This is a genomic window from Xanthomonas sp. NCPPB 2250 (assembly GCF_056725265.1).
Genome location: NZ_CM161520.1, coordinates 610,946 through 634,949, shown reverse-complemented (window position 1 = coordinate 634,949; position 24,004 = coordinate 610,946). Strand labels below are relative to the sequence as shown.

The 24,004-nt window shown below is 67.4% G+C and carries 22 protein-coding genes; 7 read left to right on the top strand and 15 right to left on the bottom strand.

Annotated features, from left to right (window positions below; translation table 11 throughout):
* Nucleotides 1-90: 90 nt before the first annotated feature.
* From drt2 to AC1PMG_RS02730, 4 genes are all read right to left on the bottom strand, one after another.
* Nucleotides 91-1,362 (bottom strand): antiviral reverse transcriptase Drt2, encoded by a 1,272-nt coding sequence (drt2, locus tag AC1PMG_RS02745; RefSeq protein ID WP_481110570.1) that lies wholly within the window; start codon nt 1,360-1,362, stop codon nt 91-93.
* Between the two features lie 656 nt (nt 1,363-2,018).
* Nucleotides 2,019-2,858, bottom strand: coding sequence for a TSCPD domain-containing protein (locus AC1PMG_RS02740; RefSeq protein WP_481110569.1), 840 nt, complete (start codon nt 2,856-2,858; stop codon nt 2,019-2,021).
* An 87-nt stretch (nt 2,859-2,945) separates the two neighbouring features.
* Nucleotides 2,946-3,635, bottom strand: a complete 690-nt coding sequence (locus AC1PMG_RS02735) for a hypothetical protein (RefSeq protein ID WP_481110568.1) — start codon at nt 3,633-3,635, stop codon at nt 2,946-2,948.
* A gap of 192 nt (nt 3,636-3,827) precedes the next feature.
* Entirely contained in the window at nt 3,828-7,100 is a 3,273-nt protein-coding gene (locus tag AC1PMG_RS02730) for an LAGLIDADG family homing endonuclease (protein WP_481110567.1), read from the bottom strand.
* Between the two features lie 494 nt (nt 7,101-7,594).
* Between AC1PMG_RS02730 and AC1PMG_RS02725 the strand changes: the two genes are divergently transcribed.
* A complete protein-coding gene (locus tag AC1PMG_RS02725) occupies nt 7,595-9,028 on the top strand; it encodes a Do family serine endopeptidase (protein ID WP_481110566.1) in 1,434 nt (477 codons plus the stop codon).
* A 9-nt stretch (nt 9,029-9,037) separates the two neighbouring features.
* On the opposite strand, the gene AC1PMG_RS02720 is transcribed toward AC1PMG_RS02725, so the two are convergent.
* On the bottom strand, nt 9,038-9,265 hold the full coding sequence (locus AC1PMG_RS02720) for a hypothetical protein (protein WP_160957736.1): 228 nt from the start codon (nt 9,263-9,265) through the stop codon (nt 9,038-9,040).
* Between the two features lie 174 nt (nt 9,266-9,439).
* Between AC1PMG_RS02720 and AC1PMG_RS02715 the strand changes: the two genes are divergently transcribed.
* From AC1PMG_RS02715 to AC1PMG_RS02690, 6 genes are all read left to right on the top strand, one after another.
* Nucleotides 9,440-9,811 (top strand): hypothetical protein, encoded by a 372-nt coding sequence (locus AC1PMG_RS02715; protein WP_010340149.1) that lies wholly within the window; start codon nt 9,440-9,442, stop codon nt 9,809-9,811.
* Between the two features lie 7 nt (nt 9,812-9,818).
* Nucleotides 9,819-10,295 carry a phage holin family protein gene (locus AC1PMG_RS02710; protein ID WP_279361759.1) on the top strand — a complete coding sequence of 159 codons (477 nt, stop codon included), beginning with the start codon at nt 9,819-9,821 and terminating at the stop codon, nt 10,293-10,295.
* Nucleotides 10,292-10,795 carry a hypothetical protein gene (locus tag AC1PMG_RS02705; protein WP_481110565.1) on the top strand — a complete coding sequence of 168 codons (504 nt, stop codon included), beginning with the start codon at nt 10,292-10,294 and terminating at the stop codon, nt 10,793-10,795. Before AC1PMG_RS02710 ends, AC1PMG_RS02705 begins: the two co-directional genes overlap by 4 nt.
* 171 nt (nt 10,796-10,966) lie before the next feature.
* The gene (locus tag AC1PMG_RS02700; RefSeq protein ID WP_481110564.1) at nt 10,967-12,079 is read left to right on the top strand and encodes an AI-2E family transporter; all 1,113 of its coding nucleotides are present in this window, start codon (nt 10,967-10,969) and stop codon (nt 12,077-12,079) included.
* A 112-nt stretch (nt 12,080-12,191) separates the two neighbouring features.
* A complete protein-coding gene (locus AC1PMG_RS02695) occupies nt 12,192-12,908 on the top strand; it encodes an HAD family hydrolase (RefSeq protein ID WP_481110563.1) in 717 nt (238 codons plus the stop codon).
* Nucleotides 12,909-12,957: 49 nt separating this feature from the next.
* Nucleotides 12,958-14,328 carry a leucyl aminopeptidase family protein gene (locus AC1PMG_RS02690; protein ID WP_481110562.1) on the top strand — a complete coding sequence of 457 codons (1,371 nt, stop codon included), beginning with the start codon at nt 12,958-12,960 and terminating at the stop codon, nt 14,326-14,328.
* Between the two features lie 392 nt (nt 14,329-14,720).
* Here the strand turns inward: AC1PMG_RS02690 and hglS are convergent, their stop codons facing one another.
* From hglS to AC1PMG_RS02640, 10 genes are all read right to left on the bottom strand, one after another.
* The gene (hglS, locus tag AC1PMG_RS02685) at nt 14,721-16,082 is read right to left on the bottom strand and encodes a 2-oxoadipate dioxygenase/decarboxylase HglS (protein ID WP_481110561.1); all 1,362 of its coding nucleotides are present in this window, start codon (nt 16,080-16,082) and stop codon (nt 14,721-14,723) included.
* Between the two features lie 390 nt (nt 16,083-16,472).
* Nucleotides 16,473-17,063 carry a hypothetical protein gene (locus AC1PMG_RS02680; protein ID WP_481110560.1) on the bottom strand — a complete coding sequence of 197 codons (591 nt, stop codon included), beginning with the start codon at nt 17,061-17,063 and terminating at the stop codon, nt 16,473-16,475.
* A gap of 304 nt (nt 17,064-17,367) precedes the next feature.
* Nucleotides 17,368-18,339 carry an IS110 family RNA-guided transposase gene (locus tag AC1PMG_RS02675; protein ID WP_481109034.1) on the bottom strand — a complete coding sequence of 324 codons (972 nt, stop codon included), beginning with the start codon at nt 18,337-18,339 and terminating at the stop codon, nt 17,368-17,370.
* 360 nt (nt 18,340-18,699) lie between these two features.
* Nucleotides 18,700-19,461, bottom strand: a complete 762-nt coding sequence (locus tag AC1PMG_RS02670) for an HAD family hydrolase (protein ID WP_481110559.1) — start codon at nt 19,459-19,461, stop codon at nt 18,700-18,702.
* A 198-nt stretch (nt 19,462-19,659) separates the two neighbouring features.
* Nucleotides 19,660-20,037, bottom strand: coding sequence for an EF-hand domain-containing protein (locus AC1PMG_RS02665; protein ID WP_481110558.1), 378 nt, complete (start codon nt 20,035-20,037; stop codon nt 19,660-19,662).
* Between the two features lie 226 nt (nt 20,038-20,263).
* Nucleotides 20,264-20,653, bottom strand: a complete 390-nt coding sequence (locus tag AC1PMG_RS02660) for a hypothetical protein (RefSeq protein ID WP_481110557.1) — start codon at nt 20,651-20,653, stop codon at nt 20,264-20,266.
* A gap of 79 nt (nt 20,654-20,732) precedes the next feature.
* Nucleotides 20,733-20,930 (bottom strand): CPXCG motif-containing cysteine-rich protein, encoded by a 198-nt coding sequence (locus AC1PMG_RS02655; protein ID WP_010340161.1) that lies wholly within the window; start codon nt 20,928-20,930, stop codon nt 20,733-20,735.
* 29 nt (nt 20,931-20,959) lie between these two features.
* A complete protein-coding gene (locus AC1PMG_RS02650) occupies nt 20,960-21,721 on the bottom strand; it encodes a M15 family metallopeptidase (protein WP_481111596.1) in 762 nt (253 codons plus the stop codon).
* Between the two features lie 123 nt (nt 21,722-21,844).
* Nucleotides 21,845-23,209 (bottom strand): VgrG-related protein, encoded by a 1,365-nt coding sequence (locus AC1PMG_RS02645; protein WP_481110556.1) that lies wholly within the window; start codon nt 23,207-23,209, stop codon nt 21,845-21,847.
* Nucleotides 23,210-23,276: 67 nt separating this feature from the next.
* Nucleotides 23,277-23,828, bottom strand: a complete 552-nt coding sequence (locus AC1PMG_RS02640) for a lysozyme inhibitor LprI family protein (RefSeq protein WP_481110555.1) — start codon at nt 23,826-23,828, stop codon at nt 23,277-23,279.
* Nucleotides 23,829-24,004: the final 176 nt, after the last annotated feature.

Below are 24,004 nucleotides of genomic sequence, written 5' to 3'. Positions count from 1 at the left end.
GGCAGCGGCGCTGATCCATATATGCCCCCTGTCAGGAACTGAGGCCGACATTCGATGTTTCTATTCTGACACCAGCATCACTAGCGCCACTTACTTTTCAATGAGTGCCTTGAGTCGCTTCCTACTTGATTTCAGCTGACTTCTGATGGCGGCCGAATTTGTCTTCTTGGCGGCCATCTTCACATATTTGAAGTAGCTCCTTCCCCGAGAAGGAGTATGCTCGGTATAACGATTAATCAACTTGCGACGCCTTTGCACCAACAAGGCTGTACCACCATCCATACGTTTAGCGCACTTAAACTGATTCACCCCCCTCCGCATTTTAATGTAGAACCTTGCAACACCTGAGGACCTTAGAAAAATACGCCTTCCGTCGTAAACCAGACCAAGATACTGCAAAGGAACATCACACCCCTCTGAGTCAAAGCGACAAATCAGGTTTTTTGATTCCTGGATTGATAGATTTAAGTCCTTCAAACTTGATTCTATTAGCTGGGAGACCTGCCGCTCTATATTTTCCACATCAGGCATCACAACCAAAATGTCGTCGCAATAGCGGCGATACACTCCGCCCAGCGACTCAACGACAGCATTTATTTTTTTATCAAATTCAAACATGTAAATATTTGAAAGCGCAGCACTAATAGGCGAGCCCTGAGGGATTCCGCACGCGGAATTATTAACAAAAACAAGATTATTGCCGCGAATAATGCTGCGAAAATGCGACGAATCACAGAGTCGACTTATTTTATCCAAACGACTACGGGTTATGCCTAGCGCTTTTCTAGCCGCAATTAGCTCAACCGAAGCGTGCTTCGTTAATGATTTAAAAACCGCAAAGTGATCTTGAGGCAATGAAGGTGTTCCTAGTATCGAACACCACGACCTCTTGAGAAGCAAATGATCTAAAGTGCCAAAAAAGTCACGAACATCAAATCCCAATGCAATACAAGGCCGGTGACTACTTATCCAATCGAAAACTTCTTTTGCAAAATCAACATTAGACTTAGATAGAGAACGAAATGCGGTAACATTCTCCGATAGGTGTGAGGCTTTAAGGCACCTCTCGTAGTTTTCCATCAAGAGAAAATTGTAGTAGCTATATATAGCTGCGTCAGCATGCGCTGCATACCTAATTTCACGAATCTTTGAGCTTTTTACTACTTTTCCAGATCCGCCACGCTTTAATTTCTTTCTAATAATGTCATGACGAAGAAATGGATAGAAAGCATGTCGACTCACAGCGACAGGATCAGCAACTAATTTTGCGCATGCGACCTTTGAAAGAGGAACGTCGAAGTGCACATACTTGCGGACGATCTGGGCAGCTTCTAGCGCAGACTTAGGAGATTCCTTTCTCATAATTAATCCTGCTATGAATCTACAGGGCGGGGCAGGCTGCGGCGACCTTTGCCCCCCCTGATTTTTATTGCACAGGCCCCATCTAAGAGTGCCCTACCCATCCAGTCGATTACCGGACTTGACCGCAAAAATACAAGATCATTGTATTGCCAAGTTACGGAGGAACTTATGGTCACGATCACAGTCGAACTATTGTCCAACCTCATCGCATCCTCACTCCGGTGGGCGTCCGCAGCATGCTGCGGACACGCCTCTGGCGTGCTAACTGCACCCCCACCTTCTAAAATTAGGCGGGCGTCACATGTTTAGCATGGTGGAACACACAAAGCAAGAGCCCGCAGAGTTCTGATGTAGCTGTGCAACAAAAATCCATTTCTATCGATACCTGTTTACCTTGAGCTTGCACATCCCCTAGCGCTCCCAATAAAACAATGACTTGGGTGCCGGCGACCTGCAGCGGACTATCGATCAGGGCTCATAAAGCACCAGTTCCCTACGGCCTTGGCGCAAAAGCTGATAGCTCAGCGGGCCGGAAAGGGTTCATCCGCGAGGGTGGAGCACCAATTGAAAGTTTTAGCTAGCGCCTTATGTGTGCTGAGTTGTCGTCTTACAGGTGCTTTTACATACAGGCCCCACCATCCCACAAACCCAGCCCTTCACCCGCACTTCGAATAACCACAATTCAAACAAGTCGCGCACCCGTCCATAATGACCAGCGCCTTGGTATTGCACTTGTGGCACATCGTGGCCGACGGCGGGAAACTCGCACCGTCGCCGGTGACGGCGATGTCCTCTTCGTGGTCGGCGGTGGAGTCGGCGGACACCGCACCCTCATCCGCCCTGCGGGCACCTTCTCCCGCAGGAGAAGAAACCGCCTTGCCTACTTCACTGTTTTTTTTTGAGCGTTCTTCGTACTGCTTGCGCTTCTCGGCGATCAGCGCGCGCTGGTGGTCGCTCATTTCCGGGTCGTGCAGCAGGCCGATCGACTTCATGTGCTCTTCGACGATGCTGCCCAGCTCGGCGACCAGCGACGGCATGTACACGCCGCCGGCCTTGAAATAGCCGCCCTTGGGGTCGAACACGGCCTTCATCTCGTCGACCAGGAAGGTGACGTCGCCGCCCTTGCGGAACACGGCGGACATGATGCGGGTCAGCGCCACGATCCACTGGAAATGCTCCATGGACTTGGAGTTGACGAAGATTTCGAACGGGCGGCGCAGTTCGTGCTCGGTGCCGGCGTTGAGCACGATGTCGTTGAGGGTCACGTACATGGCGTGTTCCACCAACGGCGATTTGATCTTGTAGGTGCTGCCGATCAGCACGTCCGGGCGCTCGATGCGCTCGTGCATGTGGATGATGTTGTCGGCAGGCGCTTCGGCCTCGGCGGTGGCACGGTCGATCGACGAGGCGGGCACCGCGGCGGCGGCGTCGCGCGCCTTGTCCTCGGGGGTGACGACGGCGTAGCCCTTGATTTTCTGGTCGATCTTGATGGCCATGAGGCGTGCGTTCCTGGAATGCGGAGCGGGACGGGCGTGGGCCCGGCCTCTCTCCCGCGCACGGGAGAGAGGGTGCGACGGGACGGCTTACTTCTTGGCGCGGGTAGCCGCGGCCTTCTTGCCGGCGGCCTTGCGCACGGCGGTCTTCTTCACCGCGGCGCTCTTCTTGGCGACCTTGGCGGTGCTCTTCTTGACCGCCTTGGCGGCCTTGCCCACGGCCTTCTTGGCGACGGCCTTGCGGGCGCCCACGCTCTTCTTCACCGCGCTCTTCTTGGCGACCACCGACTTCTTGGTCACGGCCTTCTTGGCGGCGACCTTCTTGACCGCCTTCTTCGGCGCGGCCTTCTTGGCGGTCACTTTCTTGGCCGGGGCCTTCTTGGCGACGGCCTTCTTCGCAACGGCCTTCTTGGCAGCGGCCTTCTTCGCCGGCGCCTTCTTGGCGGTCTTCTTGCCGCCCTTGGTCAGCGCGGCCGCTTCGGCCTGGGCGCTGGCCTTGGCCGCTTCCAGCTTCTGGCGCGCGCTGGCGACGGTCTTCTTGACCGCCTTGCCGGCCTTCTCGGCGCGCTTGGCCACGGCCTTCTCGGCCTTCTTCACCGCCTTGCGGGTCTTGGCGACCTGGTCCTGCACGCGCTTCTGCACGTTCTCGGCGGTCTGCTTGACGCTGGCGACGGCCTCGCTGGCGGTGGCCGCGATGGTCTCGCCCACGTTGGTGGCGGTTTCTTTCACGTTCTCGGCGACCTGCGTCAGCGTCGCCGTGACGCCATTCCCATTGCTCATAAAACCCTCCTCAGGGTGTCAGTGTTTATGTAACGCGGGCGATGCTATACCGATTGCAGCGAAGCGGGGAGCCGGAAACGGCGACATTCGGCGGACGGTGGGGAAGCGTTGGGGAAGCGCGGCGCGCCGCACTTCCGGGGCTCCCACCGCCGCCCTCCCCTCCGCCGGCGCGAAAGGGGAGACGGGACGGCGTCAGAACTTGCCGTAATACCCTTCTTTCAGCGCATCGAACAGATTGGCGGCGGTATGCATCTCGCCGTCGTATTCGATCTGTTCGTTGCCCTTGACCTCGACCACGCTGCCGTCTTCCAGTTCGAAGCGGTAGGTGGTGTTCTCCAGGTCCGCCTCCTTGACCAGCACGCCCTGGAAGGCGGCCGGGTTGAAGCGGAACGTGGTGCAGCCCTTCAGCCCCTGCTGGTGGGCGTAGCGGTAGATGTCCTTGAACTGCTCGTAGGGATAGTCGGTGGGGACGTTGGCGGTCTTGGAGATGGAGCTGTCCACCCACTTCTGCGCGGCGGCCTGCACGTCCACGTGTTCCTTGGGGTGGATGTCGTCGGCGGCGATGAAGTAGTCCGGCAGGCGCGCGGCGGCGTCCTCGGCGAACGGCATCGCCTTGGCGTTGACCAAGTGGCGATAGGCCAGCAGCTCGAAGGAGAACACGTCCACCTTCTCCTTGCTCTTCTTGCCCTCGCGGATCACGTTGCGGCTGTAGTGGTGGGCGAAGCTCGGCTCGATGCCGTTGGAGGCGTTGTTGGCCAGGCTCAGCGAGATGGTGCCGGTGGGGGCGATGGAGCTGTGGTGGGTGAAGCGCGCGCCCACTTCGGCCAGTTCCTCGACCAGCGCCGGCGCCACTTCGGCGATGCGCTGCATGTAGCGGCTGTACCTGGCGTGCAGCAGCCGGCCCTCGATGCGCTCACCGACGCGCCAGCCGTCGCGGGCCATCTCCGGGCGCTGCCGCAGCATCGCCGCGGTGACCTCGAAGGTCTCCTGCATGATCGGCGCCGGGCCCTTTTCCTTGGCCAGCGACAGTGCGGTCTCCCAGCCGGCCACGGCCATCTCGCGGGCGATGGACTCGGTGAACTCGCAGGACTCGGCGCTGCCGTACTTCATCCGCAGCATGGTCATGGTCGAGCCCAGGCCGAGGAAACCCATGCCGTGGCGGCGCTTGCGCATGATCTCGTCGCGCTGCTGCTGCAGCGGCAGGCCGTTGACCTCGACCACGTTGTCGAGCATGCGGGTGAACACCCGCACCACTTCCTTGTATTCCTCCCAGTCGAAGCGGGCGCGCTCGGTGAACGGCTCGCGCACGAAGGTGGTGAGGTTGATCGAGCCGAGCAGGCAGGCGCCGTAGGGCGGCAATGGTTGCTCGCCGCAATTGTGGGCGTGCAGGCCGTTGCCGTCGAAGGTGTTGATGCCAGGGACCTGCACGTCGTAGACGTCTTCGATGCCATCGGCGGCCACCGACTGCACGGTCGCCACGAAGCGCTCGCGGTTCAACTGGCGCCGGTAGCCGGACAGCAGCGCCTTGAGGCGGTTGGCCTTGGCGGTGTCGGCAAAGCCCACCCGCTGGGCGAAGGCATCGAGGTTGTCGCCGCTGACGACCAGTTCGTGCTGCGCCTTGGTGGCGTAGGCGCGCGTGCCGCCATGCCCGTCGGGGAGCAACGCGGTGCCGGCGGGACGCCGGTCGCGGTAGATCTGCGAGGCGATGCCCAGCCGCAACAGCATGCGCTGCGCTGCCTCCAGCCGCGCCAGGTCGGACTGTGCCAGGCGCACGCTGACGCCCTTCTCCTGGCTGCCCTGCACCGAGCCATCGGTGTCGAACAGGCCACGCAGGAAGCCGCGATGGAAATCGCTGGAGGTCTTCTCGACGGCCGGGGTGATCGCCTTGTCGCCCGGACGCAGGCCCAGCTCCAGGGCCAGATCGCGTAATGCGGCCGACTTCAGGCGGTACTCGCCACGGTCGCGCACCTCGCTCCAGCCGGCGAAGTCGGCACGGTGCGGCAGGCTGCGCGCGCAGCGCAGGGCTTCGTCCATCAGCGCCACCGGCGCCTGCGGCCCGGCATTGACGGCGGCGGCCTGCGACCAGACAGACAGCACGGCGGCGTCCTGCTTGAGCGTGCCGTCGCCCACCAGCATGCCGAGGAGGAACCCTTCCTCGTAGCTGCGCGCGCCGCCCCACTCGGCACCGGCACGGTGATTGTTGAGCAGCACGCGGTCGCCTGCGACCAGTTGGTCCGCCTGGCACCATTGGGTGTCCAGCGACCAACGGGTCTGGCGCACCACGCGCCGCACGCGGTGGTCCGCGGTCAGGCGCAGCGCGTAACCTTCCTGCGTCTGCAGTCGGACCACCTGCTTGTGCGCGGTCTTGAAGAAACCCTCCGCCCCGGTGGCATGGTCGCCGCCATCGACCCGCGCCAGGAACGGCGTTCCCAGCAGATCGGCGACCTGACGCGGCCCCTCGGCAGTCTGCACCCAGGTATCGGCGGTCACGCACGGGTTGGTCGCGCGGATGTTCTCGCACCACCAGTTGTTGTTCATTTCGTTGACGCGGTCGATCAGGATGAAACCCGGCTCGGCGTAGTCGTAGGTGGAGACCATGATCATGTCCCACAGGTGGCGGGCGCGGATGTGCCCGTACACCTTGCACGCGACCAGGCCGTCGTCGCGCACGATGTAGTCCTTGTGCGTGGGCCAGTCGCGCCACACCACGGCACTGGCGTCGGCCAGGTCGACGTCGGCCTCTTCCTTGCGGTTGACCGGGAATACCAACGGCCAGTCGGCGTCCTGCTCCACCGCCTGCATGAAGCCGTCGGTGATCAGCAGCGACAGGTTGAACTGGCGCAGGCGCCCGTCCTCGCGCTTGGCGCGGATGAAGTCCTTCACGTCCGGGTGGGACACGTCGAAGGTGCCCATCTGCGCGCCGCGGCGGCCGCCGGCCGAGGACACGGTGAAGCACATCTTGTCGAAGATATCCATGAACGACATCGGCCCGGAGGTGTAGGCGCCGGCGCCGGCCACGAACGCGCCGCGCGGGCGCAGCGTGCTGAACTCGTAGCCGATGCCGCAGCCGGCCTTGAGGGTCAGCCCGGCCTCGTGGACCTTTTCCAGGATGCCGTCCATCGAGTCGGTGATGGTGCCGGACACGGTGCAGTTGATCGTGCTGGTGGCCGGCTTGTGTTCCTGCGCGCCGGCATTGGAGGTGATGCGCCCGGCCGGGATCGCGCCGCGGCGCAGCGCCCAGGCGAAGCGCTCGAACCAGTAGGCGCGCTGCTCCTCGCCGACCTCGGCGTCGGCCAGCGCACGGGCCACGCGCAGGTAGGTGCCGTCGATGTCGGCATCCAGCGGCTCGCCCTGCTTGGTCTTGAGCCGATACTTCTTGTCCCAGATGTCCTGCGACGCCGGCTGCATCGGGATGGGGTCGTGCTTGGATCCGGTCTGGACGACTTCCAGGCGCACCGTACTCATTCTGCTGTGTTCTCCTCGAACCTGTCCCGATGGGGCGGATGGGTGGTCATCCGCCGTGTGTCTTGTCTCTATCGCACTTGCGCTGCACGGCAGCGACGGTCGCGGCAGCGCACGCGGCGCCAGCCCTCGACCGACCGAAATTCCCCGAATTCGCGACGTCCCCTGTCACCGTCCCGTCATGCACCGCCGAGCGTGCCCCTGGATGTGAAGTCCTGGTGAAGAAAGCCCTAGTTCTAGTGCCGTACCGAATCGATACCGCTACATGTAGTGGCTAATGCAAGCGTGAACGCTAACGCCGGGCAGGCCGACTGTCAACGTCGTCGCGCGCCGATCACACGCCGTCGAGCGGCTGTGCACGCGGGGCGCCTTGGCGGCCTTGCGCAGGTGGCGTCGGAACGCTTTCACTGGCGGTTAAACGCCGCGCGTTCATCTTGATTTACGCGCACGCGCGCCCATCTGCCCCACGTCTCCCGCGCTCCCCGGAAACCGACCCCATGCGACCGCTGCCCACGCTGCTGACCCTGACCGCCGCCGCTGCCTTCGGCGGTTTCGCCGCCACCGCGCTCAATGCGCAACTGGACAACCGCGCCGAGGCCGCGCCGGTCGCGGCGCCGCCGCTGTCCGGGGCCGCGCGCCTGCCCTCCACGGTGGCCGGCGAGCCGCTGCCATCGCTGGCGCCGATGCTGCAGAAGGTGATGCCGGCGGTGGTGAGCATCAACACCAAGCAGGTGGTGCGGGTGCGCAATCCGTTCTTCAACGACCCGATCCTGCGCCGCCTGTTCCCGGACATCCCGCAGGAGCGCATCAACGAATCGCTGGGTTCGGGCGTGATCATCGACGCGAAGAACGGCTACGTGCTGACCAACCACCACGTGGTGGAGAACGCCGACGACGTGCAGGTGACCCTGGCCGACGGGCGCAGCTTCAAGGCCGAGTTCATGGGCTCGGACGCGGACACCGACATCGCGCTGATCCGGATCAAGGCCGACAACCTCACCGAGATCCGCCTGGGCGACAGCGACAAGCTGCGGGTGGGCGATTTCGTCGCGGCCATCGGCAACCCGTTCGGCTTCACCCAAACCGTCACCTCCGGCATCGTCTCGGCGATGGGCCGCAACGGCATCCGCGGCCTGGGCTACCAGAACTTCATCCAGACCGACGCCTCGATCAACCCGGGCAACTCCGGCGGCGCGCTGGTGGACCTGCGCGGCGAACTGGTCGGCATCAACACCGCCAGCTTCAACCCGCAGGGCAGCATGGCCGGCAACATCGGCCTGGGCCTGGCGATCCCGTCGAACCTGGCGCGCGCGGTGGTCGACCAGTTGATCAAGAACAACGGGGTGATGATCCGCGGCACCTTCGGCATCGAGACGCAGAACCTGACCACGCAGATGGCGCAGGGCCTGGGCCTGTCGGCGCCGCGCGGGGCGCTGGTGACGCGGGTGCTGGCCGGCTCGGCGGCCGCGGCCGCCGGGCTGCAGCCGGGCGACGTGATCACCGGCGCCAACGGCGAGCGCCTGGACAGCGCCGAGGCGCTGCACAACTACGAGGGCCTGCAGCCGGTGGGCAGCACGGTGACCCTGGACGTGCGCCGCGACGGCAAGCCGCTGCAGCTCAAGGCCACGCTCAAGGAACAGCCGCGCGCGATCAGCGGCGAGTCGCTGGATCCGCGGCTGAGCGGCGCCACCTTCGCCGACCTGCCCGAATCGCTGCGCCAGTCCGGCATCTCCGGCGTGCTGATCGGCAACGTGGCGCGCGGCAGCCGTGCGGCGCGCAACGGCCTGGCCAGCGGCGACATCGTGGTGGCCGCCTCGGTCGGCGAGTTCGCCGACCTGGCCAGCTACCGCGCCAACTTCGCGCGCAAGCCGGCGCAACTGGTGCTGCGCGTGGTGCGCGGCGGCGCGCAGGCCGACCTGGTCATGCAGTGAGCCAGCCGCTCAGGCCAGGCGCGCGGCGTAGTCGTCGCGCACGTGCTGGTTGAGATAGGTGGTGAGGCCGCGCCCGGCCGCGGCCAGGCGCTGCATCTCCATCACGTGCAGCAGGCCGGGATGCTGGCGGTCGTAGCGGTAGGTGGCGCCGTCGGCGAAGCGCAGCACGATCCAGTCCGGGCCGCTGTCGTAGGCGACCACGCCGGCATGGCCGCTCCGGTTGCCGTACGCGTGCATGACAGTTCCTCCGGGGCTTGGCTGCTCGCCGGCGAGCGCCGACACTATGGCGCACCGCGTGCGGCGACGAGCTAACACCCCGTACACCCCGCCGATGGTATTGGTGTCGCCCCGTTCTGCGCAGCGTCCGCGATGGCGGACGGCAGGCCCCCAAACCCCAGAGGAGACATGCCCATGAATGCCAGCCCGACCAATACCGAGAACCTCAAGGACAACCTGAGCGAAGCCGGCGCGCACCTGAAGTCCGCGGCCAGCTACGCCGGCGATGCGATCAAGGGCGCTGCCGGTGCCGCCGGCGAAGAACTGAAGCTGGGCAAGGCCAACGTCAAGGCCGAACTGTCCGACAGCGCGCTGTCCGGGCTGGCGGCGGCCGAGTTCGGCGGCGCGGCGGCGAAGGAGCAGGTGGACGTGCTGCTGGACAAAGGCCGCGACCTGATCGACAGCGCTGCCGAACTGATCCGCGAGCGTCCGCTGGCCTCGTTTGGCGTGGCCTTCGCCACCGGCTGGATCATCGCCAAGCTGGCGCGCAGCGGCGGCGACAAGTAAGCCGCGCGTGAGCGAGGAGCAGGCCCGCACCGACGGCGCCGCGGCGGACGCCGCGGCCGCACCGTCGCTGGAGGAATCCTTCCGCGCGCTCGGCACGGCCGGGCGCGAAGGACTCAATGCCACCCTGGATACCGGCCGCGCGCTGCGCAAGCTGGTGGCCGCGGACCTGGCCCTGGCCCGCGCCGCCCTGGCGCGGGCGCTGGTGTGGCTGACCGTGTCGGTGGCGTTCGGCGCGTCGGCGTGGATGCTGCTGATGGGCGCGATGATCGCCCTGCTGCAGCGCATGGGCTGGTCGTGGCTGGCGTCGATCTCGGCGACCGCGGCCTTCAGCCTGGTGGTCACAGCGCTCGGCGCCTGGCAGGCGCTGCGCTACTTCGACATGAGCAAGCTCGACGCCACCCGCCGCCAGTTGGCCAAGCTGGGCATCGGCGGCGACGACGAGGACGGCGACGAGGATGTCGCCAAGCGCGAGGCCACGCCATGACCCTGCGGCAATTGCAGCACCGCATCGCCCGCGCCGAAGCGGTGCTGGAAGGACGCCAGGAGCAAGTGCGCACGCACTGGACGACCCTGCAGCAGGTCTGGCGCGAAGGCTGGACGCCGTGGCGGATCGTGATCGTCGGCCTCGGCACCGGCTTCCTGGTCGGTCGCGCCGAACCGGCGGCCGTGGTCGGCAAGCTCGGCGGCGCGCGCTGGCTGCAGATGCTCAGCGCGGTCTCCAGCCTGATCAACGCCACCACCGCCAAGAGCGCGTCCGACGACGCCGAGCGCGCCTCCGACGATGCCGAGGAAGCGGCGGACACCGCACAGGATGCGGCCGTGGATGCCGCCACCCAGGCCCCGCCCCCCGTTGCACCCGTTGCACCCGTTCCCCCATCCGCTGCCCGCCCGCAGCCGCCGCGGCCGCCGATGGCCTCCCGCCCCGGGCAACCCGCCGCGGCCGAAGCGGCGACCGACCTGTCCGAGCGCCAGGGCCAGGACTGACGTTCCTGGGATCCGCGCGTGGCTGGCCTGGGCCGCCACGCCGCGCGCACGCGGCGGCCACGCCGCCTTGATATCGCGCCGGCCACGATCCGGCCTACACTTCGCTTCCTTTTCGACGCCGTTCGGCGCGTGCACTGCGGCGCGCGCCGCGGCCACTGCATCGCAGGTCCGATGAGCACAGTTCCCGATCCCGCGGCCGTCGCCGACGACACGCCGCACGGCACCCTGCCGCCCCCCCCCGCACCGCGCCCGCGCGGACCGGTCTCGCTGGTGGTGCTGGCCACCCTGGCGGTCTGCTACACCCTGTGGGCCGCGCAGGACGTGATCCTGCCGATCCTGCTCGCCGCCTTCTTCGCCCTGGTCGGCAACCCGATCCTGCGCATGCTGCAACGGCTGTACCTGCCGCGCTTCCTGGCCGCGCTGCTGGTGCTGCTGTCGGGCATAGCGGTAGCGACGACGCTGACCGTGCAACTGGCCGGCCCCGCCGCCGAGTGGGCGCAGCAGGCGCCGGCACAGCTGCGCCATCTGGCCACCCAGGTGCGCGACCTGACCAAGCCGATGCAGCAGGCCAACCAGGCCGCGGAGAACTTCGCCCGCGCCGCCGGCGGCGAGAGCGGACGCCGCGTGCAGGTGATCCGCACGCAGATGGACGACCCGTACAAGGCGCTGGTGCGGACCCCGCGGGTGGCCGCCTCGGCGCTGGCGGTGGTGTTGCTGACGTTCTTCTTCATGGTGTTCGGCGAGAATCTGCAGCGCCATGCGATCGCGCTGCTGCCCAGCCGCCAGCAACAGAAATTCACTACCGAGATCCTGCGCTCGATCGAACGCGAGGTCTCGCGCTACGTCCTGACCATCACCGTGATCAATACGCTGGTCGGCCTGATCTTCGCCGGCATTTTGATCCTCCTGGGCATTCCGCCGCAGGAAGCGCTGCTGTGGGGCACGGTGGTGGCGCTGCTGAACTTCGCGCCGTACGTGGGGCCGTTGATCGGCGCAGTACTGATGCTGCTGATGGGCTTCGTCGCCTTCCGCGAACCGCTGAGCGCGGCACTGCCGGCGATCCTGTACCTGGCCCTGCACACGCTGGAAGGCCAGGTGGTAACGCCGATCGTGCTCGGCCGGCGCATGGCGATCTCGCCGCTGATGCTGATCCTGGCGCTGATGCTGTTCGGCTGGCTGTGGGGCATGATCGGCCTGCTGCTGGCGGTGCCGCTGCTGGTGTGCATCAAGATGGTGCTGGCGCGGGTCGAAGGCATGCAGCGTTGGGCGCGCTTGCTGGAGTGAGGCCGGGATTGGGGAGTCGGGATTGGGGATTGGCGGAAGCGCGCGAGTGCTGTCTACCGGGCCCGGCCCGCGGCGGCGGCGGCGCTTGGCGTAAAATGCGCCGGTGACTTCCATGCCCACCTTCCCCGTCCGCGCGATCACGCTGGATCTGGACGACACCCTGTGGCCGTTCGCGCCGATCGGCGCGCGCATCGAGCAGGTGCTGCACGACTGGCTGCTGCAGCACAGCCCGGCCACCGCCGCGCGCTTCCCGGTCGCGGCGATGCGGCAACTGCGCGAAGAAGTGTTCGCCGCGCATCCGCACCTGCACCACGACCTCAGCGAACTGCGCCGGCTGACCCTGCGCCGTGCGCTGCAGGACAGCGACGCCGATGAGGCCTTGCTGGAACCTGCGTATGCGGTGTTCCATGCCGCGCGCAACCAGGTGGAGTGCTACCCGGACAGCATCGCCGCGCTGGAGCGCATCGCCGCGCGCGTACCGGTGGTGGCGCTGAGCAACGGCAACGCCGATCTGGCCACGATCGGCCTGGACCACCATTTCGCCTTCCAGCTCAGTGCCCGCGAACACGGCGCGGCCAAGCCGGACCCGGGCATCTTCCGCGCCGCCTGCGCGCGCCTGAGCCTGCCCTGCGCACAGGTGCTGCACGTGGGCGACCATATCGAGATCGACGTGGTCGGTGCGATGCAGGCTGGCCTGCGCGGTTGCTGGATCAACCGCGAGGCGCAGGCCTGGCATCCGCCGACCCCACCCGACCTGCATTTCGACACCCTCACCGGCCTGGCCGACTGGCTGGACGCGACCCAGCCGGCCGACGCGGCGCGCGCCTGATCCGCGCCCTCTCGCCCACCGGTCTTCTCCCTCTTCCAAGGATCCGCTGATGTCCCTGCCGACCGGCTTCACCGACACCTCCACCCACGCGCTGCCGCTGTACGTGCTCGACCGCGAGCAGCTGGCCGAATGGCGCGCGGCGCAATCGCCGGCGTGGGTGGCGTGGATGGACACCCAGCAGTTCATGGCCGCGCCGGGCAGCGTACTGCTGCTGCCGGGCGCCGACGGCGTGGCCGCGGCGGTGCTGGGCGTCGGCGATCGCGGCGATGCCTATGCCTATGCGCATGCGCCGTTCGCGCTGCCGGCCGGCAGCACCTGGCGCGTGGACAGCCCGCTGGACGCCGACACGCTGGCGGCGCTGCACCTGGGCTGGGGCCTGGGCAGCTACCGCTTCGCCCGCTACAAGCAACCGCCGCGGCTGCCGGCACAGTTGCTGGCCACGCCGCAGGCCGAAGTGTGCGACCTGATCGCCGCCAGCCTGCGCGTGCGCGACTGGGTCAACACGCCGACCGAGCACATGGGGCCGGAGCAGTTGGAAGAGGCCGCACGCGCGATCGCGCAGGACCACGGCGCGCAGTTCGAGAGCATCGTCGGCGACGCGCTGCTGGAGCAGAACTTCCCGGCGATCCACGCGGTCGGCCGCGCCTCGCACCGCGCGCCGCGCCTGCTGGTGCTGCGCTGGGGCGAGGAGGCGCACCCGCACGTGGCGCTGGTCGGCAAGGGCGTGTGTTTCGACACCGGCGGCCTGGACCTGAAGCCGGCCGACGGCATGCGCAACATGAAGAAGGACATGGGCGGCGCCGCGCACGCACTGGCGCTGGCCGGACTGGTGATGGCGCAGCGGCTGCCGCTGCGGCTGACCGTGCTGCTGCCGGCGGTGGAGAACGCGGTCGGCCCGAACGCGTTCCGCCCCGGCGAGGTGATCGCCACCCGCCAGGGCACCAGCGTGGAGATCGACAACACCGACGCCGAAGGCCGCCTGGTGCTGTGCGATGCGCTGGCCTACGCCAGCGAGCAGCGCCCCGACGCGATCCTGGATTTCGCCACGTTGACCGGCGCCGCGCGCATCGCCCTGGGTCCGGACCTGCCCGCGCTGTTCAGCAACGACGACACGCTGGCGCAGGCCTGGATCGCCGCCGGCGAGCGCACCCGCGACCCGGTCTGGCGCATGCCGCTGTGGCGCCCCTACCTGCGCTACCTCACCAGTTCGGTCGCCGACCTGGCCAACGCCGGCTCGCGCATGGCCGGCGCAGTCACCGCGGCCCTGTACCTGGAGCGCTTCGTGCCGGCACGGCAGGCCTGGGCGCACCTGGACGTGTACGCCTGGAACGACAGCGACCGCCCCGGCCGCCCGGCGGGTGGCGAAGCACTGGCGCTGCGTTCGGCGTATGCCATGCTGAAGGCGCGTTACGCGGGGTAAGTCGCGTTCGATGCGGCTGCGCGGCCGAGATCGCGCAGGCTGGCGCTGCTGCGCCGGTGGCTAGGCAACAGCACGCGGTTCATTACCGCGCATGCATCTCATGCAGGAGCAACTTCGGCTGCGATGCGGCGATGTGCTGTTTGGTCGCCTTCGGATGCAGTCGGGACTGAAGTCCCTCCCACAGCGTCTCCGTCGCGCCGACCGCGCCCTGGTAGGAGCGGCTTCAGCCGCGACGCGCGGTGGTGTGAGCAGCGTTGTTGTCTTCGGCTTCGGACACCATCGGGACTGCAGCCCACTCACAACGCACCGCCACATCAGTCGTGTGCGTGTGGCGACACGACGATGGGAAACCGCTGTTGCGATTCCCCAATCCCCATTCCCCAATCCCCGCCTCAACCCGCCAACGCCTCCAGCGAATCGCGCTCGATACCGGCGTAGATCGCGAACTCGTCGTGCACCGTCGCGCCCAGCGCCTGCTCGAACGCGGCACGGTTGGCGTGCGCGGCGTAGGCGCGCTGTTCGCCGCCGCCGAGGTTGGACTGGAAGATGCCGGCGGCGCTGACCGGCAGGAAGTCCTCATAGACGATCGGGTCGGCGCTGGCCAGGCCGTCGGCGATCAGCGCTTCGGCCGGCTTGCCGGCCAGGGCCGCAGCGCCGGCGGCGCGACCGGCATCGGTCAGGGCGTAGCGGAAATAACCCAGGCCCTCGCGGCGCAGGGTGGCGTAGTCGTCGGGGAAATCGGCGAACGCGGCCTGCAGGCGCGTGGCGTAGTCGGCACTGGCGCTGCCATCGGCGGCGCGTGCACGTTCCAGCAACGCGTCGTACAGCGCGCGGCCCTTCGGCGTCAGGGCCAGGCCGCGCTGTTCGATCTCGCCGAACCGCGCGGTGTGGGTGCCGGCCTCGGCGCCGTCCGCGCCCGCCGGGAAGCGCACGGTTTCCTCCAGCGCCTTGAAGCTGGTCTGGCGCAGCAGGATCGGGCAGGCGCGACGCGGCGGGCCTTCGATCACCGCCTTGGCGTCGATGCCCCGGCGCAGCATTTCCGCCTGCGCCGCGTCGATGTCCAGGGTGCGCGGGGTCAGGTGGTTGATGTGCGGGCCGTGGAAGCTGACCACGTCGGCGATCAGCTTGTGCGCCTCGCTCAGCGCGCGGTAGGTCGGCAGGCTCACGGTCGCGTCGCTGTGCCAGCGGAAGGTCTCCAGCGCCTCGGCGACGAAGCGCTGCGCGTCGGCGTCGGCCAGGCCGCCGTCGCGTTCGCATTGCGCGATCAGCGCGAGCGCGCCGTCGGTGAAGATGCGCCGCTTGGCGAGGATCTGCGCGGCCTGTTCGCGCAGCGCCGGGTCCTCGATCAGCTCCAGCCGCAGCAGCGAGGTGAACACGCGGAACGGATTGCGCGCCAGCGCCGCAGCCTCCAGCGGGCGGAACGCGGTGGAGTGCACCGGCACGCCGGCCACCGACAGGTCGTAGTAGCCGACCGGCGCCATGCCCATCACCGCGAACAGGCGGCGCAGCGTGGCCAGTTCCTCGGCGGTGCCGACGCGGATCGCGCCGTGCCGCTCCTGGTCCAGGCGCGCGCGTTCGTCGTTGCGCTGCAACTGCGCCTCCAGTGCCGGGTCCGCGGCCAGGGTCTGCGCATTGACCTGCGCCACCAGCTCCATCAGCGTGCCGTACAGCGGCACCTCGGTGCGGTACATGTCGGACATGGCCTGCGCGAACAGGCTGCGGATAGCGTCGGGCGAAACGAAGGCGTTGGTCATCGGGCGGTCCGGAGCGGCGGTGGCGCCGGCAGCAGGGCCGGCAGAACGCCTATTCTCGCGCCGCGGCCGCCGCGCGGCCAGTGTGGATGAATGGGCGGTGCGTACCGGTGCAGCACGGGAGTGGCCGGCACCGCTGTCTCCTCCTCCCGCCGGGAGAAGGTGCCCCGCAGGGGCGGATGAGGGTCCGGGCGCAGCCTCGTGCATCCAAACTGCGTGAGGCGCTGCGCGCCCCGACCCTCACCCCAACCCCTCTCCCGGGGGGAGAGGGGCTCGTGCGCGCTGAAGTGGATGAATAACGTTGCCTGCATGCCGTGCAGGCAACGGGACGTTCGCGCAACGACATGGGCGCACGTGCAGGCGGCCGCTCTGTGTCGTCGTGCTGCACCGCGCTTATTGCGTGCGCGTCGACCCGTCCTGCGGCTGCGCCGCGGCGCGGTCGCGTGCGGCGCGGTCGCCCAGTTGCCGGCGCAACAGCGCGTCCAGCACGATCGGCCGGTCCCAGTGGTCGTAGCTGGCGACGATGGCATGGCGCAGCGCGCGGTAGGCCAGCGAACCGGGCGGCGCGTCCATGTCGCTCGCCACGGTCGCCCAGCCGGCCGGGACGCCGGCGGCCGTGCGTGCGCGCACCACCTCGCGGTAGGGCCGTCCCGCCGCCTTGGCGAGGAACGCGGCGACATAGACATCGCGCGGCGGCCAGCGCCGATCGCGCAGCAGCACCTCGGCATAGCCGCGCGGCATCTGCGCGTAGCGCGCCACCTCGTCCAGGAAGCTGTCGGGGTAGCGCGCGGCGTAGCGGTCGATGTCCAGCAACTGCCGATCGATCCAGGCATCCTCGGTGCCGGGCACCTCCACCGGTTTGGCGTCCGTAGTGTCAGCGGCAGGAGCGCGCGCGGACGCCGCCGTGCTCTGCGCCATGGCCGGGCCGGCAATGCACAGCGCGACGCACAGGAACAGACCGGCAGGAGACGGAGGCAGGCGCATGCGCCGATTCTGCCGGAGGCGGCGGGCGCTGTCAGCGCGCGTGACGGAGCAGGTCAACCGGCAGCTGCGCACTGCGGCCTCGGTGACACGGCGACCGGCAGTGTGGTGCCCACCGCGGCCACGCGCACGCGGCGCATCGACGCAAGCGCGCCCCTGCTCACCGACAGACCGTTGTCGGCAGCACCGCGTGGACATGGTGTTACTGACTGCGGCCGGCTAGCGCAGGGATCAACAAAACGTTTGAACCAAGCAAGAGAGCACGACGGGGCGCAATCGCGGGCTTTTGTAGATACCGTCTTACCCCCTAGCAGGCAAGGCCCCTTTTCGGATCGAACGCCGTGCCCGATTTGAGAACGCCGTAGGCCAGGTGCAGGAGCTTGCGCATGGCGGCGCACACGATCTGCTTGCCGGCTTTGCCGCGTTCGCTCAGCCGCTGTTTCAGCGCCCGGATGATCGGGTTGTGGGTCATGGCCACCAGGGCCGGCATGAACAGGCCCGCGCGCAGGCGGGACGAGCCGGTACGCGAGATGCAGACGTGGCCTTTGCGCTCGCCCGACTCCTGCAGGCACGGATTCAGGCCCGCGAAGGCGGTCACCGCCGAGGCATCGGCGAAGCGCCTCACATCGCCAAGCTCGGCCAGCATCAAGGCCGCGCTGGTGTCGGCAATGCCCTGGATGCTCACCAGCAGCTCGCGCTGCCCACGCAAGGTCGGATCCTGGTCGATATGGTCATCGATGGCCTGCTCGATCTGGGCGATGTGGTGTTGCAGATCGGCCAGATGGACCTGGATCGAGTCCTTCACCTGGGCCGGAGCGACGTCCAGCCGGTTGCGCTCCATCTGCAGCATCTGTTGCAGATCCTGGCGCCGGCGCACCAGCGCTTTAAGCTGCTTGAGCGCCGGCGGATCAGGGGACCAACGGCGTAACTGCTCGCGGTGACGCAGGGCATAGCTGGCGATCAGCTTGGCATCGCTGCGATCGGTCTTGACCCGGCTGAGTTGGCTGCGTGCGTACGCGGCCGTCTGTGCCGGGTTGAGCACGCACACCCGATAGCCTCGTGCGTGGAGGAACTCGGCCAGCGCCTGGTGGTAGGTGCCGGTGGCCTCCATGGCGATCCAGCTATCGGACTGGGCATGCGTCTGCAGCCATGCCTGCAGGGCCTGGAAGCCCTTGGCATCGTTGGACAACTTGGCCTTGGTACGGTGCTTGCCATTGGTCAGCTCGATGGCCACATCGAAACTGCGTTTGGCGACGTCGATGCCGATGACGGGAGACATGTGCGATTCCTCCATCGTGTCAGGGTCATGATCGGCGCTGGGCCCGGTCCTGCCTTGTCGATGCGAGTTCACGCCCGGGGGGGCGGACTCTGGATACCGTTCGGACACCCAAGGGCCAGCATGTGGAGGGCGGAGCCGATCTACGATGCAAGCTCGAAGCTTTAGGAGCGACTGGACCTCCCACACCTCCTCCGATGATCAGTCGGAAGACATGACGCCTGTTTAGGGGCGACATGTCCAGATACAAGGAGCGGCTTCAGCCGCGACCGGGCTGCACCGGGAAGGCCTGGTCGCGGCTGAAGCCGCTCCTACGAGACACGACCAGGCCGGCACACCAACTCCGCCAGGCAGCGGAGTCGCTCATCCCTGCTGCAGGCTCGCCGCATGCCGGTTGAGATCGGCCACCGCCTGCGGCCAGTCCGCGGCCGCGGCCACTTCGCGCAGGCGCGGTTCGTCGGCCGACAGCCCGTGCTCGGCCTCGTGCGCCCAGGTGGTGGTGTACGGCGTGTGGATGCCCCAGCCACCGAGCGCGATCACCGGCTCCACGTCCGACCGCAGCGAGTTGCCGATCATCACGAAGCGCTCGGCACCGATACCGAACTCGGACAGCACCTTGGCGTAGGTCTTGGGATCCTTCTCCGACACGATTTCAATGCGCGGGAACAGCTCGCCCAGGCCGGATTGTTCGATCTTGGCTTCCTGATGGAACAGGTCGCCCTTGGTGATCAGCACGATCTCGAACTCGGCGGCGATCGCCGCCACCGCCTCGCGCACGCCGGCGATCACCTCCACCGGATGCTGCAGGGTGGCCCGGCCGATCTCGACGATGCGCCCGATGTCGTGCGCGGAAATGCGCGCGTCGGTCAACTCGATCGCCGCCTCGATCATCGACAGGGTCATGCCCTTCGCGCCGTAGCCGAACACCGCGAGGTTGCGGCGCTCCACCGCCAGCAGATGCTGCAGGGTGCCGGCGTCCTGCAGGTCCAGGTACTGGCCGAGGATGGCTTCGAACGCGGCCTCGGCGTCGCGGTAATAGTCCTCGCTCTTCCACAGGGTGTCGTCGCCGTCGAAACCGACCAGGGCGATGGGAGAGGAACGCAAGGCGGTAGGTGTCGGCGTCATCCGCCAAGCATAGCAGCGGGTCGCCGACCAATAGACGACAGACACTGCCCGAAGGCACAACGCACGACGGCGGCCCAAGGCCGCCGTCGTGGTGGAGCGTCAGCGTGCAACACGATGCCCGTGGTGCACCAGGATCGGTCCCGGCCAGGCGGCGCGCGTCCTCATCGCCGCGCGACCGCCGTGCCGGTACCGCTCCCGTTACTGGCCGCCGTTGCTGTCGCTGCCGGTCGCCGCGCCGCCCTGCTGCTTGGCGACGTAGGCCTTGTATTCGTCCGGCGTCAGCTTGCCGTCGTGGTTGGCGTCGGCCTGCGCGAAGATCTGGCTGAGACCGGCGTTGACCTGCGCCTCCTGCTTGCTGATGGCGCCGTCCTTGTCGGCGTCCACGTCGGCCCAGGTCTGGGCACCGCCCGAGGCCGCGCCGGCCTGCCCGCTCTGGCCGGTGGCGCTGGTGGACGACTGCGTCTGCGCCTGCGCGGCGGCATCGGCCTGTGCGTCCTGGGCGAACGCCGGCAGGGCCAGCGCGGCGGCGAGAATGGCGACGGTACCGATCAGCGGGGTGCGGGTGCGAATGTTCATGGGTGGATTCTCCTTGGCTCTCTCGGTGTGGCATGTCCGGTCGATTCCGGAACACGACGCTACCGTGCCGGTCTCAGACTGAATCCATTCCCTGTCGAAATTTGCCGCAAAACGCTTCGTTAACCACGGCGTCCGCGCAGCGCGCTACCGCACTGGTTAGGATTCCGTCAGCAAGCAGTAAGGCGTCCATTCGAGACGTTTGGATTGCAGAAAGAAAATGTCTGTTTCAGCGTGTTTCGTGACCGCCGTCGTCGGCGCTTTCGCTTGAACGCGCCCTGAATACGACCCACGCCAGGGCCACGCCGGAGAGTGCGCCGGCCACTTCCAGCACCACCCGCGAGCCCAGTTCGTCCGGATCGTGGATGCTGGCCAGGGCGATGCGCGCGTACAGCGGCGACTCCAGGCGCACGATGCTGGTGTAGAACAGGTTCCAGCAGTCGATCCCGGCCGACACCGCCACCGCGATCAGGCAGGCGCCGCCCAGTTGCTGGCCCTCGGACCAGCCCAGCCGCCGGCCCAGCCATTGCCACAGCGCATACACCAGGAAGCCGACCGCCAAGGCGATCAGCCCGGCTTCCAGCGAGCCCAGCAGGCCGAAATGCAGCGGCAGGTTCATCGGGTGTCCTCGGTCGGCAAGGCCGCAAGTCTAGAGGGTGTCGCGCATCGGCGTACGAGGCACCGCGCCGGCGCCCGGATCAACTGGCGTTTTCGGCGATCGCGCTCACCACCGGCGCGCCGTCCTCGTCCCAGCGCACCGTCATCAGCATCGGCTTGCAGCACACCTGGCAGTCCTCGACGTACTGCTGCACGTCCACCGACGGATCCAGCGCGACATCGATCCACTCGCCGCAATAAGGGCATTGCAGGTCGACGAACTGGTGCGTGCCGGTCATGGATGGTCCGTAGCGAAGGCGAGGAGGCGCTAGCGCACCGGCACGTCGAAGGCGACGCCGGGGCTGGGCTCGGGCTGGAAGGTGTAGTGCCACCATTCCATCGGATAGTTGACGAAGCCGCGCGCGGCCATCGCCTTCAGGAGCTGCTGACGATGCGCGCGCTGGTTGGCGTCGATGGTGGGCGTGTCGGTATGCGCGCTGGGGTCGAAGAAGTCGAAGCCGGTGCCCATGTCCACTGCCCGGCAAGCGCCGTGGCGGCAGTCCAGCAGGCCCAGGTCGACGGTGGCGCCACGGCTGTGGCCGGAGCGCTCGGCGATGTAGTCGCCGAGCAGCACGCTTTTTTCCAGCTTGGGGTAGTAACGCGCCTTGGCGACCTGATCCTGCGGATCGCGCGCCCAGGCGACGAAGGCGCGCACCGACCGCTGCGGCCGATAGCAGTCGAACACCTGCAGGCGGTAGCCCTTGGCCTGCAGGTCGCGTTGCACCTGCGCCAAGGCCTGCGCGGCCGGCGCCAGCAGATAGCACTTGGGCGCGTCGTAGCCCGGCACCGGACGCCCGGTGAAGTTGTCGTGGCCGGCGTAGCGGATGTCCATCGCGATGTCCGGCGCCAGCGTGTGCACGTCGACCAGTCCCGCCTGCGCCGGCGTGGTCGCCGGCGAGGTGGTCGGTTCTGCGGCGGGCGCGACAGCCGCGATCACGAGCGCGAGCGCCAGGCCGACCGCGCGCAACGCGCCATGCCGGCGCCAGGGGCGCGACGGACTGCGGTGGCGGGAGCGGCGGTCATGCGGCATGTGCGCAGCATAGGCCATGGCCGTCGCCACTGTCCTGTCGCGACGCGTTTGCAACTGGATGCGCGGTCGCGGGATGCAGGACGGCCACCGGCCCGTGCCGATGGCCGCCCTGCGCGGCGCGCGTCAGCGCCCGGGGGCTTGCGCCTGGGTCTGGGTGCGCTGTTGGTCCTGCACCTGCCGCTCCTGCGCCTGGCGCTGGGTCTCGGCCGCCAGCTGCTGCTGGCTCTGCTCCAGCGGCACGGTCGCCGCCTGCTGGCGGTCGACATAGGCGCGATGCACGTCGTGCGCATTCTCCGGATTGCGCTGCACCGCGATCATGCCGCGGCCATCGGTGCTGGCGACCAGGTCGTCGATGCGCGACATGCCGCTGACCTTGGCCTCGAACGCCAACTGCCCGGCCGCACGCTGCATGGACTCGCGATCGCCGTAGCCACCGTTGCGCCCCTGCTTTTCCAGCTGCGCGACCGCCTGGTCGAACAGCGGACTGTCGCGCCGCATCTGCTCCACGCCCTGCTGCCGCTGCACGCTACGGTCGATCGCGCCCAGCGTCTCCGGGCCGGCCTTGCCGTCCACGCCCTTCAGGTGCTGGTCCTGCTGGAACTTCTCCACCGCCGCTTCGGTCTTCGGGCCATAGGTGCCGATCGCATCCTTGGCCTCCAGGTAGCCGAGCGTGGCCAGTTTCTCCTGCAGGCCCTTCACCGCCTCGCCCTGCGCATTGCGCGCCAGCACGCCGTTGTGCGCGGCCGGCTCGCGCTGGCCGTCGTGCGGCTTCGGCGCGGTGTGCCCGTCGCGCTGCTCGCCGGGCTTGGCCACGGTCTTGCCGAGGTCGGCCAGCTTGAGCAGGTCGGCCTTCTCGTTCTCGGCGCGGTTCTCCAGCGAGTCCAGGGTCTTCTGCTTGTGCACGCGCGGGAACAGCTCCTTGACGTGCTCGGCCTTGTAGTCCTGCACCGCGCTGACGATCTCCTTGTCGGAAATCTTGGACAGATCCGCCTGCTTGCCGAACTTCTCTTCCATCGCGCGCAGGAACACGCCGGACCCGCCCGGCTTCTTGTCACTGCCCGGGCCGTACTGGACCGCGGTGCTCCACATCGCGTCCTGCACCGCCGGGCCGCGGTCGGACAGGTCCATGCCCTTGTCCTTGAGCCGGTCGACCAGTTTGTCGAAGTGGGTGCGCTTGATGTAGTCGTGCTGTTCCTGGCCGAAGCCGGGGTCGGTCTTGGCCAGTTCCTTCCACTTGGCGCTGAACGCGTCCGAACCCGGCTTGAGGCCGGCGAAGTCGTCGCTGTACTTGCTGTCCTTGACGAACGCGGCAACGGTGCCGCCGTTGATGACCTTGCCCTCACGGGTCGTCGTCTGCGAGGTCATCTGGTACGAGCCGTAGGACACGCCGCCCGGGTCGTCGACGCCAGAGGACACGGTCGACGCGCCGCGGCCGCCGGTCTCGTAGTGCTTGGAGGTCTGGCCCAGTTCCCAATCCTTGTCGCTCATCGCTATCTCCTTGGCTGGACGCGCGGCGTGGAAAGCGCCGCGCGTCGGGTTCGATACAGGGGTGAAATCAGTGCGCTTCGAGTTCGTCGGCGCGGTGCGCGGTCATTTCCAGCCGGCATTCGGCCGCATCCACGCGCTCGGCCTGGCCGCCGTCCGGATCGGCGACGCACTTCTCGTCGCGCTCGGCGATCCACTTGCGCTGCCGCTCGCGCAGCGCGTGCTGCTCGGCCTCGCCGAGCTTGGCCATCGCCGCCTTGTAGGCGGTGTTGAGGCGCTGGTCCTGGTAGGCGTGTTCGTCGGAAATGCAGTCCAGCATCGCCGGGGTCGCGCCGCCGGCGGCGGTGATGCAGGTGTCGTAGGACGGTCGCAGCACGGGGGAATCTCCTGAAGCGGTGGAAGGGGTGGGCGCCGCGGCCGCTGCAGCCGGCGTGGCCGCGCCCGCATCGGCCTGGGTACCGGCATCGTGCGCGGCGGCAGGGGAGGCGGCGGCCGCCGTGTCCGCCGCCGGAGCGGCCGGTGCCTGCGTCTGGCTGGGGCTGGAAGACGGCGCACTGCACGCGGCGGCGGCCACGCACAACAGCAGCAGGGAAGAGCGTTGAAACGCCTTGGCGATGGCCATGGTCGGATTGCGTCCTTGTCGTTTGCGCGAGCGGGAAGGCGAGGTTCTAATCGATCGTCGTGCACCCTGTCCATCGCACGTCGCGATGGCAGGTGATCGTGTTTGGCCGGCGTTGGGCAATGTCGCGCCGGCGCATGCACGGCGGTCTTGCGCAGCGCTCGGCATCTCCACGCACG

Bases quoted from the DNA above. Each gene is read 5' to 3' on its own strand.
- drt2 (WP_481110570.1), bottom strand. From the start codon at position 1,362: ATGAGAAAGGAATCTCCTAAGTCTGCGCTAGAAGCTGCCCAGATCGTC.
- AC1PMG_RS02740 (WP_481110569.1), bottom strand. From the start codon at position 2,858: ATGGCCATCAAGATCGACCAGAAAATCAAGGGCTACGCCGTCGTCACC.
- AC1PMG_RS02735 (WP_481110568.1), bottom strand. From the start codon at position 3,635: ATGAGCAATGGGAATGGCGTCACGGCGACGCTGACGCAGGTCGCCGAG.
- AC1PMG_RS02730 (WP_481110567.1), bottom strand. From the start codon at position 7,100: ATGAGTACGGTGCGCCTGGAAGTCGTCCAGACCGGATCCAAGCACGAC.
- AC1PMG_RS02725 (WP_481110566.1), top strand. From the start codon at position 7,595: ATGCGACCGCTGCCCACGCTGCTGACCCTGACCGCCGCCGCTGCCTTC.
- AC1PMG_RS02720 (WP_160957736.1), bottom strand. From the start codon at position 9,265: ATGCACGCGTACGGCAACCGGAGCGGCCATGCCGGCGTGGTCGCCTAC.
- AC1PMG_RS02715 (WP_010340149.1), top strand. From the start codon at position 9,440: ATGAATGCCAGCCCGACCAATACCGAGAACCTCAAGGACAACCTGAGC.
- AC1PMG_RS02705 (WP_481110565.1), top strand. From the start codon at position 10,292: ATGACCCTGCGGCAATTGCAGCACCGCATCGCCCGCGCCGAAGCGGTG.
- AC1PMG_RS02700 (WP_481110564.1), top strand. From the start codon at position 10,967: ATGAGCACAGTTCCCGATCCCGCGGCCGTCGCCGACGACACGCCGCAC.
- AC1PMG_RS02695 (WP_481110563.1), top strand. From the start codon at position 12,192: ATGCCCACCTTCCCCGTCCGCGCGATCACGCTGGATCTGGACGACACC.
- AC1PMG_RS02690 (WP_481110562.1), top strand. From the start codon at position 12,958: ATGTCCCTGCCGACCGGCTTCACCGACACCTCCACCCACGCGCTGCCG.
- hglS (WP_481110561.1), bottom strand. From the start codon at position 16,082: ATGACCAACGCCTTCGTTTCGCCCGACGCTATCCGCAGCCTGTTCGCG.
- AC1PMG_RS02680 (WP_481110560.1), bottom strand. From the start codon at position 17,063: ATGCGCCTGCCTCCGTCTCCTGCCGGTCTGTTCCTGTGCGTCGCGCTG.
- AC1PMG_RS02675 (WP_481109034.1), bottom strand. From the start codon at position 18,339: ATGTCTCCCGTCATCGGCATCGACGTCGCCAAACGCAGTTTCGATGTG.
- AC1PMG_RS02670 (WP_481110559.1), bottom strand. From the start codon at position 19,461: ATGACGCCGACACCTACCGCCTTGCGTTCCTCTCCCATCGCCCTGGTC.
- AC1PMG_RS02665 (WP_481110558.1), bottom strand. From the start codon at position 20,037: ATGAACATTCGCACCCGCACCCCGCTGATCGGTACCGTCGCCATTCTC.
- AC1PMG_RS02660 (WP_481110557.1), bottom strand. From the start codon at position 20,653: ATGAACCTGCCGCTGCATTTCGGCCTGCTGGGCTCGCTGGAAGCCGGG.
- AC1PMG_RS02655 (WP_010340161.1), bottom strand. From the start codon at position 20,930: ATGACCGGCACGCACCAGTTCGTCGACCTGCAATGCCCTTATTGCGGC.
- AC1PMG_RS02650 (WP_481111596.1), bottom strand. From the start codon at position 21,721: ATGCCGCATGACCGCCGCTCCCGCCACCGCAGTCCGTCGCGCCCCTGG.
- AC1PMG_RS02645 (WP_481110556.1), bottom strand. From the start codon at position 23,209: ATGAGCGACAAGGATTGGGAACTGGGCCAGACCTCCAAGCACTACGAG.
- AC1PMG_RS02640 (WP_481110555.1), bottom strand. From the start codon at position 23,828: ATGGCCATCGCCAAGGCGTTTCAACGCTCTTCCCTGCTGCTGTTGTGC.